Source organism: Anaerolineales bacterium (assembly GCA_037382465.1).
Classification (GTDB): Bacteria; Chloroflexota; Anaerolineae; order Anaerolineales; family E44-bin32; genus WVZH01.
The window spans coordinates 12,099-31,703 of record JARRPX010000021.1 but is presented as its reverse complement, the minus strand read 5'-3'; the positions used below and the strand labels follow the sequence as shown (position 1 = coordinate 31,703).

The window sequence follows — 19,605 nt, the reverse complement described above, 5'->3', positions numbered from 1 at the left end:
CCTGATCCTCAGTTCCTACGTCCACAGCGCGGATGGAAATAACAACGGTCTGTACTATGAGTTGGATGCCATCCTGGCGGTCGTCATGGGCGGTACTTTGATGACGGGTGGACGGTTTTCGTTGCTTGCCAGCGCGATCAGCGCAGTGGTTATTTGGACCTTCACCGTCACTGTCTACAGCCTGGGTGTGCCGGCCAATGCCTTGCTGGCTGCGAAAGCCGTGCTGGTTTTGGTGGTCATTGTGCTCTATTCCGATTACACCCGTCGTTTCATGAATCGATTAATCGAACGAAGAGGATCCAGCCATGAAGCTGAAGCAGAGAGTTAGACTCTTATTCCAACACCATGGTCCAGTTCTATTGGCTCTTATGGTCTTCGTCTTGACCTACTTTGTGGGCGGCCGGTTGTATCCCGCCATGCGGAAACCCCAGGTGTTTTTCAATCTGTTCATTAATGATGCCAGCCTGTTGCTTGTCTCGATCGGGATGACGATGGTAATTCTTACCGGCGGAGGTGGGATCGATCTTTCGGTGGGTGGGATGATCGCGCTGGTCAGTACTGCTTCCGCTGCATTGCTCCGCAGCGGGGTGAGCCCGTACGTTGTTCTTCCATTGATGATCGTCCTGGGTATCGTGTTCGGAGCCGTAATGGGCTGGATTATTCAATATCTCAAAGTGCAGCCTTTTATTGCGACCTTGATGGGGCTTTTCTTCGCCCGTGGCATGGCCTACATCATCAGCTTATCTTCGGTCACCATTACGGATGCGGTATATAAGACGTGGGCGTTGACGCCGATCTATATACCGTTCATTCCCAACGCGTATATCTATCCGACGACTCTGGTGGGGCCCGTCATTTTACTGGTTGCGATCTACTTGAGCTTTTACACACGTTTCGGCCGCACGGTCTATGCCATGGGCAGCAACGAACAATCCGCAATGCTGATGGGTTTATCGGTTCCCCGCACAAAAATCCTGGTCTATGCGTTCAGCGGTTTTTGTTCGGCTCTGGGAGGCATCGTCTTCAGCATGTCCTTGCTGGCAGGTTATGGACAGTTTGCAACGGGAATGGAGCTCGACTCGATCGCCGCTGTGGTGATCGGAGGGACTTCATTGACCGGTGGGGTCGGTAATGTCGTCGGCACCCTGTTTGGCGTGTTGATCCACGGCACGATCGTGTCGATTCTCCAATTTAATGGCACATTGAGTTCGTGGTGGACACGAATCGGTGTGGGTTTGCTGACCTTGATCGCCATCGGAATTCAAAGCATCTACTACCTCAGGGAAAAACATTCATAAGGAAATTTTCTGTATTGAATTCCTTCCTGAGTCGAGATGCGGCGTACAAGCCGATGCGCCACTGAATGGACCTTGAAAGCTCCATCCTATGAATCGAGGTAAAGAATGGCTGAAGCAAGCAAAGAAATCGTAAGCATGAAAGGCATCTACAAATCCTTTGTCGGTGTGCAGGCGTTGGATGATGTCGATTTCTCGCTTCATCGCGGTGAGATCCACGCTATAGTGGGTGAAAACGGGGCGGGCAAAACAACCTTGATCAAGGTATTGACCGGTGTGGAACAGCCGGATGCAGGCACGGTGATGATCGATCAGCAGGCGATGACGATCCGCTCGCCGCAGCATGCACAGGAACTTGGCATCAGCACGGTCTACCAGGAAACCAACCTCTGCCCCCACCTGAGCGTTGCAGAAAACATCATGATCGGTCTGGAACCGATGAAGTGGGGGAGCTTGATCATCGATCGGAAGGCCATGAACGAAAGCGCAAGGCAGATCCTGGAGGGGCTTGGAGTCGACCTGGATGTAACCCAGACGCTGGGAGCCTGCTCGGTGGCGGTCCAGCAAATGGCGGCAATTGCACGTGCGCTCAATATTTCATCTGTTAAAGTGCTCGTGCTCGACGAACCGACATCGAGCCTGGACATTCATGAGACGGACCAACTTTTCACCGTCATGCGCAGATTGAAGAGTGAAGGGGTTGCTATTATTTTCATTACCCACTTCCTCAACCAGGTATACGAAGTCGCCGATCGGATTACGGTCCTGCGCAACGGAAAACTGGTGGGTACCTACGACGTTAAAAAGCTGTCGCGCTTGGATTTGATCACGAAAATGATAGGGCGGGTTATTACTGAATATGACGACATGGTGGAACTCAAAAAAGAGAGCCGCCAGTTCATTAAAAAGGAAGTCTGGCTTGAAGCGGACCAACTCGGACGGGCCGATGCGGTGGAACCGTTCGATCTGAAAATGCACGCAGGGGAAGTGCTGGGCGTGGCAGGATTGCTGGGCTCGGGACGCACCGAGTTTGCCCAACTCCTGTTCGGGATCGACAAGCCCACCAGCGGCTCCCTGCGTATCATGGGCAAAGAGGTCACGGATCACACACCCCTCGGTTCCATCAATCATGGCGTGGCGCTCTGTCCTGAAGACAGAAAAGCCGCCGGGATTCTCGGCGAGTTGACGGTGCGGGAGAACATCATCCTGGCTATGCAAGCCAGCCATGGCTGGTTCAAGTATTTGAGCTCGCAGGAACAATATGAAATCGCAGATAAGTACATCAAACTGTTGAACATCGCCACTCCCTCCGCCGATCAACCGGTCAAGAATTTGAGCGGCGGCAATCAACAGAAAGTAATTCTGGCACGCTGGTTGGCGATCAACCCGCGCCTGCTCATCCTGGATGAGCCTACCAGGGGCATAGACGTGGGTACGAAGGCCGAGATCCAGAAGTTGGTGCTGTCCTTGGCGGAAGAAGGTAAATCCTGCATATTTATTTCCTCCGAGATGGAAGAAGTGCTGCGTACCAGCCACCGCGTGGCGATCATGCGGGAGCGGAAAGTGGTGGCAGAATTTTCTGACGATGCGTCCGAAGACAAGATCATGCATGCGATCGCCGGTGGAGCATCCTGAAACGAACCACTGATAATTAATTGCCGAAGGAAATTCAGCTTAAATAAGCAGCTGTCCGGTTTTCCGGACAGCTGCTTGATCGTTGCACTCTTCAGTACAGATTGCGGTTCCTACCAGGAAAGTTTGACCCTTCCATAGAGTACCTGGGGTGAATCGTTGCAGCGCATTGTAAAGCGGATGTCAAACGCCGAGATCGGATTTTTTCCCAGACCGTTTTCTTCTTCGCTTTGTAAAATGCTATCGGTAAATGCCCCATCCACTACGTCGCACTTTTTATCGTTGTGTTCGATCGTCATGCCCACGTTTTTGCCTTGCGGATACAGTTTGGCGTTCGGGAAGGTCATGCCGACGGAAAACGGCTTGTTTTCTCCCGGGTCAAATATGAGGATCCAATCTTCAATTTTGATCTGAATGGCGGTGCTTGGCTCCAGATAAACGGCATCCGGTTTTTCGTTAATGATGATCGTCTGTCCTTCCCCCAACAACTCGCCAGGTTCAGACACGATGCAAAGCCCATCCGTCAGAGATCTGCATTCGGGCTGCATGTCCAGTGAAAGCACGCCCGACTGTTTCGTGGGTGTTACTTTTTGAGCCGGCGAGCATCCGACCAGGAGAACGAGCAATGATATCATGCATATTTTTTTCATTATCGTCTTCTTCCTGCCAGGTCTTCCGCAGCAGCGGAAAATCGAGGCACACAATCCTTTCTTGTGAAAGGTTATTTTTGCCCAGTATTTTATTACTCTTCTTCTTATTTTCAAAATCTATCTTCGATCCGGAAAACGAGAGAACGCGGTACGTATTGCAATTGCATGCGTAAGAAATATCAACCTATGTGCATCTAATTGGTTAAGTTAGCATACGAATAGAATCTCCACTATTTCCGTGGAGGTTGGACGATAGACGGTGAGGGTCGAATCAATAATCTACACCAAGATCCATTGGAGAGACGATGATGAAGAAACGAAAGTACGTATTTTTCGTGGTTCTGGCGCTTACACTTTTCGTTGCGGCATGTGGTTCAAGCAGCCCCACGACAACATCGGCATCTGTCAACGAGGGAGATCAGACTCCTGCCTGGTTCGAGATGCCGATGACGGATGTCCGCAGCGGGGAAGAATTCACGATTTCGGACCTATCTGGAAAGGTCATCCTGGTCGAAACGATGGCGATGTGGTGTCCGACCTGCCTGAAACAGGAAGGCGAAGTTAAACAAGTACAAGAATTGCTTGGCGCGCGTGATGATTTCGTCAACATCGCCCTGGACGTTGATCCGAAGGAGAACGCGGAAGCCCTGAAAAGCTATGTCGACGAACATGGATTCGATTGGATCTTCAGCGTCGCCTCCCCGGAAATCGCACGCGATCTCGGCAACCGCTATTCCGCGCAACTTCTCAACCCGCCGCTTGTGCCGATGTTGATCATAGATAAAAACGGTGATGTTTATGGTTTGCCCTATGGGCTGAAATCTGCGGAAGCCTTACACATAACGCTCCTGTCGTATCTTGATCAAAGTTGATCACACAGTTTGAAATGATAGGCGCGTGCATGCGCAGTAGAATCAATCGATCACAGTAGTGCTTGTCATCGGATCGAGGCACGTGGACGATGGACTTTGAATCTATTATTACCTCCCTTTCACTTGGGTTGCTCTCCTCGGCCAGCCCTTGCATCCTGCCGCTCTATCCCGGCTTTCTGGCTTACTTGAGCGGCAGGCAGGAAGGTGTGGCCAATCGATTTGGTCGATACAGCCTGGGCGTCTTTGTCCTGCTTGGTGTGCTGAGCATGATGCTGGCGCTTGGGCTGCTCATCGCCGTGTTGGCCATATCGATTGGTTCTGCGCTGACGATCGCGATCCCTCTGGCCGACCTTCTGATCATCGCCCTGGGTATCGCCCTGTTGTTGAACTACAATCCGTTTACAGCGTTACCGCAAATCCGGATACCCTTCTTGAAGAATCCCTATATCAACGCTTTTGTATACGGGCTGCTCTATGGGCCCATCACGCTGCCATGTTCGGGGCCGTTGGTCGTCGGCATTTTTGCCTACTCGCTGACCGCAGTTGAAGTCCTGGACAGGCTGACCGTTTTCCTCTGGTTTGGTTTGGGCTTTGGATTGCCGCTGCTGCTGCTCTCTTTCTTGTCCGGAGCACTTCAGAACTGGCTCGTGCGTCAATTCGCACGGCGGGCAAGATTGATCAACACGATCGGCGGCGTTTTGTTGATCGGGATCGGACTCTATGACCTGATCAGTAATTGGGATTTGATCCGCACCTATCTTGCGATTTGGTTTTCATGAAGGTCGGGACGTAGCTGAATCGTCTGCGAGTCCGGTGAAGAGGAAACCAATTGTCAACACGAGGAATTTCCCATGAATCAAGATCGTTTCCGTCTCAATCCTGGAGAAGAAGGGTGGACAAATCGTTGAAGCCCTTCGAAACGCCCCTCGATACGGACCATCGAGATTCAACCGAAGGTGCCCTGGGTTCATGCTGTGAGGGGAGATCTGTGACATGCTGTTAGCATTGGAACACACCATACCTTCACCGGGGAAACATCTATGCGGACTGGCCTGGGATGGCCGCCATCTCTGGCACTCCGATGGCGACACGCACACGATCTATCAACTCGATCCCAACTCCGGCCGGATTGACCGGAAGCTGGCTTGTCCCGACGTTCGCACGAGTCTGTGCTGCGAAAGCGGATTCCTGTGGCAGATCGCCGGTCGTCCCAAACGCATCCGCAAGATCGATCCGTCGGATGGAGAGGTTAGGGACGAAATCTCCCTGAGCTCGAATGCGGAACGCATATGCGGCTTGCTCGTCGACGGAAAAACGTATTGGATCGGGCCTGAGCAGGAGCAGTGGATTACCCATCACGGTCTTGGATCGCAGGAATTGCTGGGGCGATACGGCCCTGTCCCGAGCGGCGACGGTTTGGATCTCATCGGGGATCGCTTGTGGTACACGAGCCATCGCGCCGGCATACTGGCGGCCGTGGACATTCACTCCGGGGAAGAAATTGCCCGATTCGAGCTGCCCGGCCCTCCCACCGACATGTGCTTCGATGGTGAACGGATCTGGTTCAACCACTTTCCGGCGCAAGAGATATGCGCGGTCCGGCTGCCTGAAACCTGAATCCCCCTCAACAGCCGTGGTCGGCCGGATTGGAAGTCCGGAATTTGTATCAACGTGTAATGTATACTGTAGTTAACCGGCTTGCTGGGGCGTAGGCTGCTTGCAGCAGCGGGTAATCGCACGTCGTTCGACTTCACCAATCCGGTCTCTGGAGGATCCAAACAGATGTCCTCATCCTTGCTTTCCACATCGATTTCCGATTTCACGGACGAGGTTTCCCGGAAAACACCCGTACCCGGCGGGGGGTCGGTGGCCGCGTTGGCGGGCGCCCTGGGTGCGGCGCTGGCTTTGATGGTCAGCGATTTGACTTTGGACGGGGCGGGCAGCGAAGCGCAGGATGAGCGGCTGGCTGTGGTGGCGACACGCGCGCGGCAGTTGAAGGACGCCTTGCTTGCGGCGGTCGATGAGGACGCGCAGGCGTTCGCCGCCTACATCGCGGCGCGGCGCTTGCCGAAGTCAACGCCCGAGGAAAAATCGCTGCGCGCAGAGCGCATCCAGGAAGGCCTTCGTCAGGCGGCGCTCGTTCCGCTGCGCACTGCAGAACTGAGCCTGGAGGTGATGCGGCTCGCACACGAGGCGCTGGTGCACGGCAAACCGAGCGCGATGACCGATGCGGCGGTCGGTGCGCAGGCGGCCTTCGCCGCTGTGCGGGGCGGCGTGTGGAACGTGCGTATCAACCTGACGGACATAAAAGACCCATCTTTCTGCCGCGATATGGATTCGAAGTGTACGGAACTGATGGCCGACGCCGATCGGCTGCTGGACGAAGTGTCTGAGGTGGTCGACCGCCGGCTGCGCTGAGCGCGGCCCCTCGATCCCGTCGGTAAGGCACTTTGGGAGGTGGTTATGACGCACAATGTATCCGCCCCGCGCGGTACGAAGCTTCACTGCAAAAACTGGCAGATCGAAGCCGCCTACCGCATGCTGCAGAACAACCTCGATCCGCAGGTGGCCTTCGACCCGGAGCGCCTGATCGTCTACGGCGGGCGCGGCAAGGCGGCGCGCAGCTGGGAGGCCTTCGACGCCATCCTCGCCGAACTGCGCCGGCTCGAACCCGACGAGACTCTGCTGATCCAATCCGGGAAACCCGTGGGCGTCTTCCGCACCCACGTCGACGCCCCGCGCGTGCTGCTGGCCAATTCCAACATCGTGCCCCGGTGGGCTACCCAGGAAAATTTCGATAAATGGGAGCGCGAAGGGCTGATCATGTACGGCCAGATGACTGCAGGCAGTTGGATTTACATCGGCACGCAGGGGATCCTCCAGGGCACGTACGAGACTCTGGGGGCACTGGCGCGTCAGCAGGGCTGGGGCAGCCTGGAAGGTAAATTAGTCGTCACGGCCGGGCTGGGTGAGATGGGCGGCGCGCAGCCGCTGGCCATCACCATGAACGGCGGTGTCGGTTTGATCGTGGAGGTGGACCGCTGGCGGGCAGAGCGCCGACTGGAGATGCGCCAGGTGGATGTGCTCTGCGACGACGTCGAGGACGCCGTGACGCAGGTCGAAGAGGCGCTGCGCCGGGGTGAACCGAAATCCATCGCGCTCATCGGCAATGCGTCCGAGATTCATCCCCTGCTGCTGGAGCACGATCTCGTCCCGGACGTGGCCACGGACCAGACTTCGGCGCACGACGTGCTCTATGGCTACATTCCCGCAGGCCTGACTCTCGAGCAGGCTGCCGAGCTGCGCCAGCGTGATCCCGAGGCGTACAAGCAGCGTGCCATGGAATCCATGGCGCAGCACGTACGCACGCTGCTGGCGTGGAAAGCCAGGGGCAGCGTGGTGTTCGATTACGGGAACAATCTGCGCCAGCGCGCATACGACGCCGGCGTGAAGGACGCCTTCGACTACCCGGGCTTCGTGCCGGCCTACATTCGCCCGCTTTTCTGCGTCGGGAAAGGACCTTTCCGCTGGGTGGCACTCTCGGGCGAGCCGGAGGACATCTTCGCCACCGATCGGGCAGTGAAAGAACTCTTCCCGGAGGACGAACACCTGCATCGCTGGCTGCGCATGGCGCGGGAGAAGGTCGAATTCCAGGGTCTTCCGGCGCGCATCTGCTGGCTGGGCTACGGCGAGCGCGCTCGCGCCGGTCTGCGTTTCAACGAAATGGTCGCCAGCGGGGAGCTGCAGGCGCCCATCGTCATCGGGCGCGATCACCTCGACAGCGGATCGGTGGCAAGTCCCAATCGCGAGACGGAAGGCATGCGCGACGGTTCGGACGCCATCGCCGACTGGCCGCTGCTCAATGCGCTGCTCAATACTTCCTGCGGCGCCACCTGGGTGAGCATCCACCACGGCGGCGGTGTGGGCATCGGCTACAGCATTCACGCCGGCCAGGTGATCGTGGCGGACGGCACGCCGGAAGCGGCGCGCCGGCTGGAGCGCGTGCTCAACGCCGACCCCGGCTCGGGTATCGCACGCCACGCCGACGCAGGTTACCCCGAAGCGATCGCCTTCGCCCGGGAGCACGGCATTCGCATCCCCATGAATCCGAATTACATAACGGACGATTCTTCCGAGTAGAGGTGAGCATCGTTGCCTACCCCGGTTGATCTGCTGATCCACGGCGCCCGGCAGTTGGTTACCTGCACCAGCCCGGATGGTCCGAAGCGCGGACCGGCTATGCGCGAGATTGGTGCCATTACCGACGGTGCTCTGGCGATCGTTGGGGAAGAGATCGCCGCCGTAGGGCCGACGCGGGAGCTGCGCGCGGCGTACACCGCACACGAAGAGCTGGACGCATCGGGCTGTGCGGTATGTCCGGGGTTTGTGGACCCGCACACGCACGCCGTGTACGCCGGCGACCGCGCCGACGAGTTCGAAAAGCAGCTGCAGGGCGTGCCCTATCTGGAGATCCTCGCCAATGGCGGCGGCATCCTTTCCACCGTGCGCGCGGTGAGAACGGCGGCACTGGAGCAAATCGTGGCCGAAAGCCGGCTGCGCCTGGATGAAATGCTGGCTCACGGTTCGACCACCATCGAGGTGAAAAGTGGCTACGGCCTGAATCTCGAAGTCGAATTGAAAATGCTGCGGGCATTCGAGGCGCTGGACGCCGCACACCCCGTCGATCTGATCCCGACCTTGCTCGGAGCGCACGCCGTTCCGCCTGAATACAGTCAGCGCGCGGATGAATACGTGGCGCTGGTGGCGGAGGAAATGACTCCCGCCGCGGCCGATTGGTATGCAAGTTCGGGATTTGCCATGCGGAAAGTTCCATTGTTCGGCGATGTCTTCTGCGAGCGGAATGCTTTCGATGTGACGCAGTCCCGGCGGGTGCTGCAGGCCGCCATGGCGTGCGGGATGCCGATCAAAATCCACGCCGACGAGTTCAACTCGATTGGCGGCGTGAAATTGGCGCTCGAGCTGGACGCAGTCTCGGTCGATCATCTGGACGTCACCTCTCCAGACGACGTTGTGCGCATTGCCGGATCGGATACGATTGCGGTGGTGCTTCCGGCGGTGAACTTTCACCTGGGTGGAACGCATTATGCCGATGCTCGTTCTTTGATCGACGCCGGCGCCGCGCTCGCTCTGGCCACCGATAACAACCCCGGCTCTGCGCCGTGCCCATCGATTCCGTTGGCGATGGCCATTGCCTGCCGCTACCAACGTCTACTTCCGGCGGAAGCGCTCAGCGCGGCGACGATCAACGCCGCACATGCGGTCGGGCTGGGAAAACGCATCGGCTCGCTCGAAGCGGGCAAGCAGGCGGACGTACTCATCCTCGAAGCGCCTGACGTCCGCCATCTGGCGTACGCCTTCGGTGGAAACCCGGTGCGGCAGGTGATCAAACGCGGCAAGATACTGTCGTTTGATCGGACTCTGCGGAGATTCGACTCATGAACGAAACGGATACCCTCCTACTCGACGGTGAGCACCTGACCTTCGATCAGGTGCGCATGGTCGCATTCGGTGCACCCGGGCAGCCGCGACTCGCGCTCAGCGAGGCGGCAGCGGCGCGGGTGGAGCGAGCGGCGGAGGCGGTGCAGCGGCTGATCGACGACGGCGCGATCGCCTATGGCATCACTACGGGTTTCGGGGCCTTCAAGGATCGCGTGATCCCTCCCGAGCAGACCGAGCAGCTGCAGCGCAACATCCTCGCCAGCCACGCCGTGGGCGTGGGCGATCCCCTGGATCCGCCCTCCACGCGCGCCGTCCTCTTGATCCGGGCCAACACCCTGGCGCGCGGCTACTCCGGTGTGCGGCTCGTCACCCTGCAGTTGTTGTTGGACATGCTCAACACCGGCGTGCATCCAGTGATCCCGGAAAAAGGATCGCTGGGCGCCAGCGGTGACCTGGCGCCCCTGGCGCATGCCTGCCTGCCGATGATCGGGTTGGGTGAAGCCGAGTATCGCGGCGCGTTGCTGCCGGGCGGAGAGGCGCTGCGAGTAGCCGGGTTGCAGCCCGTACGATTGGCGGCCAAGGAGGGTCTGGCGCTGACCAACGGCACGGCAGTGATGTGCGCCCTGGGCGTGCTGCAGACGCTGCGCGCTGAGCGGCTCAGCCAGACGGCCGACATCGCCGGCGGCTTGAGCCTCGAAGCGCTGCACGGCACGACGCTGGCCTTCGACGAGCGCATCCATCAGCTGCGGCCGTTCCCGCGCCAGCAGGATTGCGCCGCTTACCTGCGCAGTATCCTGGCGGGCAGCGACTTCGTCCGCGGCGATGATCCCGCCTACGTGCAGGACGCCTACACGCTGCGCTGCATACCGCAGGTGCACGGGGCGGTGCGCGATGCGATCGCCTACGCACGCTGGGCGTTCGAGATCGAACTCAACGCGGTCACCGACAACCCGCTGCTGTTCCTGGATGATTCTGGTGAGGCGACGGTGCTTTCGGGGGGCAACTTTCACGGCGAGCCGCTGGCCATCGCCATGGACTACCTCGGCCTGGCGGCTGCTGAGCTGGGCAACATCTCCGAGCGGCGCATCATGCGCCTCACCGACGAGGCTTCGAACATCCACGTGCTGCCAGCTTTTCTCACGCGCGAAGGCGGACTCAACTCCGGATTCATGATCACCCAGTACACGGCCGCCGCGCTGGCCACCGAGAATAAGATCCTGGCCCACCCGGCGAGCGTGGATACGATTCCCACCTCGGCCAACATGGAGGACCACGTGAGCATGGGCGTCACCGCCGGGCTGAAGCTGCGCTCGATCCTCGACAACGTGGAACGCATATTGGGAATCGAACTGCTCTGCGCGGCGCAGGGGATCGACTTCCGCCGCGAGGACGTGGGTGTGGCGGCGAAGCTGGGCGCGGGCACCGGCGCAGCCTATGCGCTCATCCGCGCGCAGGTACCGTTCCTCGTGCGCGACGGGGTGATGTATCCGCATGTGGAGGCTGTCCATCGGCTGGTGGCCGAAGGCGCGGTGGTTGAGCGAGTGGAGGCGGCGCTGATGAATGCGGAAAAAGAAACATGAATTAATATGCAGGTAAACATTGCCACAAAGCAGCCTTCCAAACTGCGCACAAGTTGAGGTAAACCAAGTGGAGGTGGAGAATGCGTTGTAGCGTAAAATATTTCGTTTCAACTGCATTTGCTCTGATCCTGCTTGTCGGCTGCGGGCCCGCGATCGACGGGACGCCAACCACCACCATGCCGGCGATCGGCGAGGCACCGCAGGCAGCCAGCTCACCAAAGGTCACGCTGCAACCTGCGGCGAGCACCTTCCCCAATCCGACGGAAGAAAGGATTCCGGTCATCTTCTCGCACGGCGGCGCACCCTGCGACATCGGAGCCGCGATCTACCTCAGCAAACACCCGAACGTCGATCTGATCGGCATGGTGCTCAGCAGGGGCGAGATACATCCCGAAAATGCGCTGAATGCCTGGGGTGCGTTTTTATACGACGTCCTGCAGAGCCGGGACACCGCCATCGCCCTTGGCACGGACGAGCGCATGGATGTCCATTCGCATGAGTTCCCTGAAAGCTGGAGAGGTGCAGCGGACAACTTCTGGGGTTTGGCGCTGCCGCAAGCGGTGTATGAATATGATGTTGCCGCAGGACCCGAATTGATCGTCGAACTGGTCAAGCGTTCCCCCGACAAGGTAACCATTGTCGCCATGGCGTCCATGATCGACGTCGCACGCGCGCTGCAGATCGATCCGGGCATCATCGACAACATCGCCCATGTGGTCATTATGGGCGGCGCCTTTCGCGTACCCGGCAACCTGAGCGACGATCCTACGATTACCGACAATCAGGTCGCCGAGTGGAACATGTGGATCGACGCCGAGGCGGCCCGCTACCTCTTCAATTCTGGGGTGCGCTTGTCCATCGTCCCGCTGGACGCCACCCAGTATTTAGTACAACCCGATGATGTGGATGTCGTGAATGCGATCGATGACACCGCTGTGCGTTACACCGCCCGGAATTGGAGCGATCAGATCGGCATGAATCCGGGTGGATTCCTGATCTGGGACGGTATAACCATCGTGGCGGTCACAAATCCCGAGTTCTTCGATTGGACCTACGACGGTGTCGATGTGATCGTGGAAGAGGGGGAACATCAGGGCCAAACGATTGCGCTCGACAACGGCGCCACCCACACTCGTTATGCGACCGGCGCCGACTACGAAGCGATCATGAATCAGATTTTTACGACGTTCCGCGGCGAAACGCAGTCCGAAGATGTATCTCCTGATGATGCCTTAGAGGATACAATCATCAAGGGACTGGGTGGCACGTGGGAAGGGTTCGCTGGTGTGTTCCACATCACCTTCGTGTTGGACCCGGTGTGCGAGTTGAACGCAAAATGCGGGACCTTTGAAATCCCCGAGTTTTCACTGACCGGCGATATCACCTTCGTCGACATCGACGGCGATATATATGAATTCAAAGCGACGAATCTGTCCTCCGGTGAACCGAGCGGTGCGCTGTACGAATACCTTCAAATTCTGGAAGATGGGACGTTGCGATACGTCACCACGGGACCCGACAGCGTCAACGAGGCCGTTCTGACCAGAGAGTGATTTCTTTGAACTACGAATGGTGGAAATACTGATGTCAAATGTGGTGAGGATCTTGACGATGGGATGAACCTCACTTGACATTGGTGGTCCAACCAACGCGGATATCGTCTTTCACCCATACACATCGGATGATAAATCTTGACAGGAGAGATCATAATGGAGCAGCGAAAAACCGAAACTCTTCCACACTGGGACATGACTCCGGTGTATCCGGGTCTGGAGGATGCGCAATTCGAAGCGGCGCTCGCCTCGTTTCGATCGAAAATCGAATCCCTGGAAACATTTCTCGAGGACAACGGCATTCAGGAAGGGGGACGGTATCCTTCCGACATGGAGGCGCTGGCCGGCGTTATTCGTGGATTTATCGAGCGTATGAACGACTGTTCGATCTTGGGAGAGACGATTTCAACGTATTTGTACAGTTTTGTGTCCACCGATTCGTTCAATCAAGTCGCCAAGAAGAAATTATCCGAGCACGAGATCGTCGCCGTGCGGTTGAAGCGCGCCCACATCTATTTCCAGAGTTGGCTCCGATCGGCGGTTGAGGACGAAAAAGGCATTGAAGCACTAATTCAGGTGGAACCGGAATTGGGACACCACAGGTTTTTCCTGGAAGAAGCCCTCCGCCAGGCGCAGTTTCGCATGAGTCAGGCGGAGGAGACGCTCGCCTCCGAGCTCTCGCTCTCCGGAGGCAGCGCCTGGGAAAAGCTGCATGGCACCGTGACCTCGCAGCTTTCGGTTGCGTTCGAGCGCGACGGCGAGATCGAAGATGTCCCCATGCCGGCCCTGCAGAATATCCGCCGCTACGATCCGGATGAGCGTGTTCGCAGAGCGGCATATGAGGCGGAAATCGAAGCATGGGAATCGGTGTGCGAACAACTCGCCGCGTGCATGAACGGGGTAAAGGGCGAGGTCAACACGATCGACAAACGCAGGGGGCGTGAGGATTCGCTGCACGCTTCGTTGGACCAGTCGAGGATCGATCGCCAATCACTACAAGCGATGCTGGACAGCATGAAGGGCTCCTTTCCCCAATTCCGAAAATACTTCAAGGCGAAGGCAAAGCTGCTCGGAAAGGAAAAGCTGGCGTGGTGGGACATTTTTGTGCCCGTCGGGAAGGTTGAACGCACGTTCTCGTACGATGAAGCACGGAAATTTATCGTCCAGAACTTCGAGTCTTTCAGTGAGCGCCTGGCTGCGTTTACCGACCATGCTTTCGACAGCAATTGGATCGACGCCGAGCCCCGCAGGGGAAAGAGCGGCGGCGCGTTCTGCATGGATGTACCGTCGCTCGAAGAATCCCGCATCCTGTGCAACTTCGACGGATCGCTCGATCAGGTTTCGACGCTTGCACATGAATTGGGCCACGCGTTCCATAACGAGTGCCACACCGGACTGACCATGCTGCAGCGCTCGACGCCAATGACGCTGGCCGAAACTGCATCGATCTTCAACGAGACCTTAATCACGGAGGCGATGCTGGCTGAAGTGGGAACAGAAGCGGAGGAACTCGCCATTCTGGAAAATTTTCTACTTGGTGCATCCCAGATCATCGTGGATATCTACTCGCGTTTTCTCTTCGAGAAAGAAGTCTTTGAACGGCGCGAAAACGGGGAATTATCCGTGCAGGATTTCAATGAGCTCATGCTGCGCTGCCAGCGTGAGACCTACGGCGATGGTTTGGACGAAAAATTCCAGCACCAATACATGTGGGCCTGGAAACCGCATTACTATTCGCCGCATCTGTCCTACTACAACTATCCGTATACATTTGGGCTCTTGTTTGGGTTGGGCCTATACGCCGTTTACAAGGAGCGCGGCCAGGATTTCATCGCAGAATACGAATCCTTGCTCAGAAGCACCGGGCAAGGGAATGCGGCCGATCTGGCCGGGCGATTTGGCATCGACCTGCGCGGCAGGGCATTCTGGCAGGGCAGCATTGAATTCATCGGCCGAAGGATCGATCGTTACGTGGAAATTGCCAACGCGGGCTAGCATTTCCCGACCGCGATATTAATCCAGAGGAAGGACGGGATAAATCAGATGACGGACCGAAAGATGGTTATGGAAAAGGACAAAAGGATCGCCCTGGTGGCGCACGACAACAAGAAACAGACTCTGGTGGAGTGGGCCAGATTCAACCGCGATCTCCTGGCGCACCACAAGGTTTATGCCACGGGCACGACCGGTGAGATGCTGGAACGAGAGCTCGACTTTAAAATCACGAAACTGCAAAGCGGCCCGTTGGGCGGTGACCAGCAAGTTGGGGCCAAGATCGCCGACGGCGAGATCGATTTTTTGATCTTTTTCTGGGATCCGCTCGAACCGCAGCCACACGATCCGGATGTGAAAGCCCTGCTGCGGATGGCCGTGGTGTGGAACATTCCCATCGCGTGCAACCGTTCCACGGCGGATTTCATGATTTCATCCCCGTTGATGGATGGGTTATACGATCGGCTGGTGCCCGATTACGAGGGATACCGCACCCGATATATCGACATGGGGAAAGCGGCCGGCTAGATGCGAGAAGAGGAGGTCGAGGTCAAATTCGCAGCCGTTTCCCGGCCAGCAATTTGAAGGACGCAAGAATATGGCGCAGACCTGGGTCGGGGATTACATACGATTGGCTTTTCGCATCGATAAAGCCTTCCAAGGTGTGGGTGACGGACCGTTTGTCGATTCCTACTACGGTCCGACGGATGTGAGGGACAGTGCGGTGCAGGAACCGGAAGAAACGCCGGTCGATCTTGTCGCTGCCGCTCGAGCGCTCCGGGATTCCTTACCCTCGCAGGGATTCGATCAACAACGTGCCGGCTTGCTGTCCAGACAGGTCCGCGCCATGGAGGTTTTTTGCCGTAAACTTGCCGGCCAGGACCACGTGCTGCAGGATGAGATTCAGCAGTGTTTGGACGTCCTTCCGGTGTGGAAACCGGATGCGGAATTCGAGCAGGCGTTGGCGCTTCTGTCGGAGGCACTGCCTGGCGGGGGAGACGTCAGGGAACGCTTTCGGACCTTGCAGGAACGAACCGTACTCCCCTCCGATCGACCGGAGCTCGTTGAGCAGTTGATGCATCGATTACTGGATGAGGCTCGCCGCCGTACGCAGCAGTTTGTTGAACTGCCCGCAGAAGAAGCAGTTGAGGTGTGCACGGTGCGCGAGAAATCGTACGGTGCGGCGAACTGGTACCTGGGCGGTTATCGCTCTCGCCTCGAACTCAACATCGGCCGGCCGATCCATTTATTCGGCTTGTTGTATCAAATGTGCCACGAATGTTATCCGGGTCACCATACGGAATTTGCGTTGAAGGAGAAACATCTTTATCACGATCGCGGCTACCTGGAACAGTCCGTGTTCATCCCGGGGCCGCAGCTCGTCATCTCCGAGGGGATCGCCTCATTGGCGCAGGAGATGATCTTCACTCCGGAGGAGATTGCGCATTGGATTACGGAGCAAGTCGACCCACAACTGGGGGGCAAGATCGACGGCGTAGACCTGGTGAAGCTCATCCGTGCCTTTTCCGCCAGCGCGTTGGATGATTTGGGCAATAATCTGGTCATGATGCTTTGGGAGGGACGTTCCGAAGCGGAAATCGTTGCGTATGCATTGAAATACACCCCTTACCCGGAAGAGTATATCCGTCCATTCTTCCAGAGCCTGAAGTCTCCACTCCGGCAGGTATATGCATTTACCTACGCGCAAGGAAAACGCCTGATGGCGCCGCTGCTGCAAGGCGACGACCGGACCCAGGTGTTCCGCCGCTTGCTGACCGAACCGGTGTATCCTTCCCTGCTCGCCGAGTGGGCAGTCAAAGTGGGGGAATAGTGGAAGAGTTGATGTTCGCTCTTCCGAAGGCGGGTTTCATGCTTGTAGGAGGTAAACCGGGATTTGGGTAAAGTCAGCAAGGTGTCGATAGCCTGCGTCCCGGATTGAATCCATTATACGCTTCGCACGCGATGTGCATTTCGTACACGGTAGGGTGACGCCGCAAAATTGTACAATGGATGAAATCAGGGGTTAGTCGCGCACTAAAGAGGAAGGGCAATATTGTGCGATGGTGTATCTATATATAAAATGAGTAAACGAGTATCGAAATCCTGCGCCAAGCAAACACTCGAGAATATCTTCCGTAGTGGTGTTCAAGTTTGGCTAACATGGTCTTGATAAAACGATGCTGCCGGCAAGACGTGTGCCTGTAACTTGTTGCCAGACGATTTTACCTTCAATGCGTACACAAAATCCGAGGAGATGACCTATGCTAAAAGAGTTGCCAGTGAAAGGGTTTCTGTATCTGAGCCTTGGACTTCTTGCTGCGGCCTGCGGCTCTTCAACGAATACACAACCAGCTTCGACGAATACGAATACGCCGCTGACCGCGCCGACGGACACGCCAACGATTACGCCCACCGAAGATGTGTTCGGCGACGAAGTGTCATATCAACCTCAGGAAGCGTACGCTGGACTGAGCATCGTTCCCGGTGGGGATCATGATACTCGCACGATGGCATTGCCCGACGAAGGTGGAAACGGTTTCATTTCTGGAAATGGATCACCCCTCTTATCGAACGACGGGAACAATGATCCGGATTACTACATCCAATTCCGTGTGGATGATGAATTCCTTTATGAAGGTTCTCCAACGTCGCGGGTTGTGTTCGTCATCGAGTATCTCGATGAGGGAACGGATACCTTTAATATCCAGTACGATGCGCAAAGTGGCGGACCGTACGGGGACGGAAAATACAAAGATACCAGGATGGTCATCAAAACTGGAACAGGAGAAATCAAAACGGTCGAAATTCCGATCTGCGACGCCTTCTTCGCCAACCGCGATCAAGACGCAGACTTTCGCATATCAGATTCGGGCGATGGCGCAGAAACCTTCCGCAGGGTTGCGGTACGTAAAGGGTCGAACGCAACGGGTCCCATCGAAGTCAACGTGGATTCTTGTGGCGCCAATCCGTACGACGACCAACCGGACAGCGATGCCATTCAAACCTGCATCAGTTATGCGTGCAGCGGTGATACCATTCTCTTCACCTCCGGTGTGGATGATTCGGGTTATCAGGGATATCTGATCGACAAAACCATCTTTTTAGTGTATCCGGATGCAAAGAGCGACCTGACGTTTCAATCGACGGATGAAGACAACCATGCTTTGCTCCAGGCCACGGCCGATTTGAAAGGGTTTGTTGTCCATCTGCTGCCGCGCTCGGTTGTCAATGACCATGGATTGATCGACAATATTACCCTCCAACACCTGGACCTCGATGGCAACCGTGCGGAACGCCTATGCACGGGGGACCGCCTTCCAGGGCAGAATCAAGCCATCGCAGAGGGCGAAAACGACAATTGGGGCTCGTGGCTGCCTGAATGTTCTCCGGAAAACGGCGGTGATCCCTGGTGTAACCCGGGCACCTTGTATTTCGGCGGTGAAGTCGATCATTCCGACCCCGCACAGGATTATGAAGCCCATCCCGATCGCTGGAGCACGGGGATGATCGTGCAAGATGTGATCTTGTCGAACACGGAGTGCGGCACGGCGTTCTACTTTTCAGGTGCGAACTACCGCATCGATTCAGTGACGGTCGACACCGCCGGAGAACACGTGCATGCGCCGGGATGTGCGATGACCGATCCGGATGACCCCGTTTCTGCCTGGTCGGACGGCATGACGTTCGTGGGACCGGCGCACCGGCTTACCAACAATCTGATCGTGGACGCCTCCGATGTCGGGATCGCATCCTTCGGTGGACGCGATATCGTCATTGCGGACAACATCGTCCGGGCGCGCCCCGGCAACTACGGCATGTTTGCTGGGATCGTCATGGGCCCCAACACGTTAGGGTTGATCACCGGCTTGCAGGTTACGGGCAACCAGATCGTCAACGAGGCCGACCCGACTTGCGGCGGCATCCACGCGGGCATCGTCCTGGGTGTGCATGCCTGGGCGAACGGCTGCATGGGAAATCCTGCGCCGGCAACGTACGGCATCGCCGAGGATTGCTCCATCTTTTCCCCGGCGCCTGAGGGTGCGCTGTGTGATACCGATACGTTCTGCCGCACCTGGGGATACATTCCTGCTGGAGGCACCCTCACGCTGCGCGACAATACCGTCACCGGCTCGCAGGTCAGCTACATCATCTCGGGCCTGGATGTCCTGGGCGAAATGGATATCTCCGGGAACGAGAGCATCGATCCGCACCTTACGGACTGGGAGGACGATGCATACTGTGTCTGGACCGAAGGATATGCGGATAGTTGGGGTGTGCTGGATTTTGTGGCGCACAATCCCACTATCGAGGGCTGGACGGACCAGCGTATCGTGTGCATGCGTTGATTTGAATACCTGACGGCTGACGGTGCAGGCGTGTCGGTTCTGTGGAATCTGAAGAAAAACAGGTGGCAGTCAGATCCGTTGATAAAGCAGATCGTGCTACGCGCTGAGTGGCGTTATCTGTAGTATTGGAATAACTCACTCAGATCGTCACACTCTATACGATCGGGAAGATGGCAGATGTGCCTTTCATGAAGATGTAATCTTGGCGCTTCATGGATCCACTCG

The 19,605-nt window shown here is 57.1% G+C and carries 16 protein-coding genes; 15 read left to right on the top strand and 1 reads right to left on the bottom strand.

The window, feature by feature from the left end:
• The 3 genes from P8Z34_07540 to P8Z34_07530 all read left to right on the top strand — a co-directional run.
• Positions 1-328, top strand: a 328-nt coding sequence (locus tag P8Z34_07540; GenBank protein ID MEJ2550518.1) for a hypothetical protein, incomplete at its 5' end; no start/stop codon positions are given.
• On the top strand, positions 306-1,298 hold the full coding sequence (locus tag P8Z34_07535; GenBank protein ID MEJ2550517.1) for a hypothetical protein: 993 nt from the start codon (positions 306-308) through the stop codon (positions 1,296-1,298). The genes P8Z34_07540 and P8Z34_07535, both read left to right, overlap by 23 nt.
• 105 nt (positions 1,299-1,403) lie before the next feature.
• Positions 1,404-2,930 (top strand): sugar ABC transporter ATP-binding protein, encoded by a 1,527-nt coding sequence (locus P8Z34_07530; GenBank protein ID MEJ2550516.1) that lies wholly within the window; start codon positions 1,404-1,406, stop codon positions 2,928-2,930.
• Between the two features lie 110 nt (positions 2,931-3,040).
• Here the strand turns inward: P8Z34_07530 and P8Z34_07525 are convergent, their stop codons facing one another.
• On the bottom strand, positions 3,041-3,577 hold the full coding sequence (locus P8Z34_07525; protein MEJ2550515.1) for a hypothetical protein: 537 nt from the start codon (positions 3,575-3,577) through the stop codon (positions 3,041-3,043).
• Between the two features lie 305 nt (positions 3,578-3,882).
• Between P8Z34_07525 and P8Z34_07520 the strand changes: the two genes are divergently transcribed.
• From P8Z34_07520 to P8Z34_07465, 12 genes are all read left to right on the top strand, one after another.
• Entirely contained in the window at positions 3,883-4,449 is a 567-nt protein-coding gene (locus tag P8Z34_07520; protein MEJ2550514.1) for a TlpA disulfide reductase family protein, read from the top strand.
• A gap of 89 nt (positions 4,450-4,538) precedes the next feature.
• A complete protein-coding gene (locus P8Z34_07515) occupies positions 4,539-5,228 on the top strand; it encodes a cytochrome c biogenesis protein CcdA (GenBank protein ID MEJ2550513.1) in 690 nt (229 codons plus the stop codon).
• Positions 5,229-5,442: 214 nt separating this feature from the next.
• Positions 5,443-6,066 (top strand): hypothetical protein, encoded by a 624-nt coding sequence (locus P8Z34_07510; GenBank protein ID MEJ2550512.1) that lies wholly within the window; start codon positions 5,443-5,445, stop codon positions 6,064-6,066.
• Between the two features lie 165 nt (positions 6,067-6,231).
• Entirely contained in the window at positions 6,232-6,867 is a 636-nt protein-coding gene (locus P8Z34_07505) for a cyclodeaminase/cyclohydrolase family protein (GenBank protein ID MEJ2550511.1), read from the top strand.
• A gap of 45 nt (positions 6,868-6,912) precedes the next feature.
• Positions 6,913-8,589, top strand: a complete 1,677-nt coding sequence (gene hutU / locus P8Z34_07500) for a urocanate hydratase (protein MEJ2550510.1) — start codon at positions 6,913-6,915, stop codon at positions 8,587-8,589.
• A 12-nt stretch (positions 8,590-8,601) separates the two neighbouring features.
• A complete protein-coding gene (gene hutI, locus P8Z34_07495) occupies positions 8,602-9,909 on the top strand; it encodes an imidazolonepropionase (protein ID MEJ2550509.1) in 1,308 nt (435 codons plus the stop codon).
• Positions 9,906-11,489 carry a histidine ammonia-lyase gene (hutH, locus tag P8Z34_07490; protein ID MEJ2550508.1) on the top strand — a complete coding sequence of 528 codons (1,584 nt, stop codon included), beginning with the start codon at positions 9,906-9,908 and terminating at the stop codon, positions 11,487-11,489. The genes hutI and hutH overlap by 4 nt, the downstream gene beginning before the upstream one ends.
• Before the next feature lie 80 nt (positions 11,490-11,569).
• Complete coding sequence (locus P8Z34_07485; GenBank protein MEJ2550507.1) at positions 11,570-13,042, top strand: nucleoside hydrolase; 1,473 nt, start codon at positions 11,570-11,572, stop codon at positions 13,040-13,042.
• A 156-nt stretch (positions 13,043-13,198) separates the two neighbouring features.
• Positions 13,199-15,037, top strand: coding sequence for a M3 family oligoendopeptidase (locus P8Z34_07480; protein MEJ2550506.1), 1,839 nt, complete (start codon positions 13,199-13,201; stop codon positions 15,035-15,037).
• A gap of 48 nt (positions 15,038-15,085) precedes the next feature.
• The gene (locus P8Z34_07475) at positions 15,086-15,562 is read left to right on the top strand and encodes a methylglyoxal synthase (GenBank protein MEJ2550505.1); all 477 of its coding nucleotides are present in this window, start codon (positions 15,086-15,088) and stop codon (positions 15,560-15,562) included.
• 70 nt (positions 15,563-15,632) lie between these two features.
• Positions 15,633-16,865 (top strand): hypothetical protein, encoded by a 1,233-nt coding sequence (locus tag P8Z34_07470; GenBank protein ID MEJ2550504.1) that lies wholly within the window; start codon positions 15,633-15,635, stop codon positions 16,863-16,865.
• Positions 16,866-17,295: 430 nt separating this feature from the next.
• The gene (locus P8Z34_07465; protein ID MEJ2550503.1) at positions 17,296-19,380 is read left to right on the top strand and encodes a hypothetical protein; all 2,085 of its coding nucleotides are present in this window, start codon (positions 17,296-17,298) and stop codon (positions 19,378-19,380) included.
• Positions 19,381-19,605: the final 225 nt, after the last annotated feature.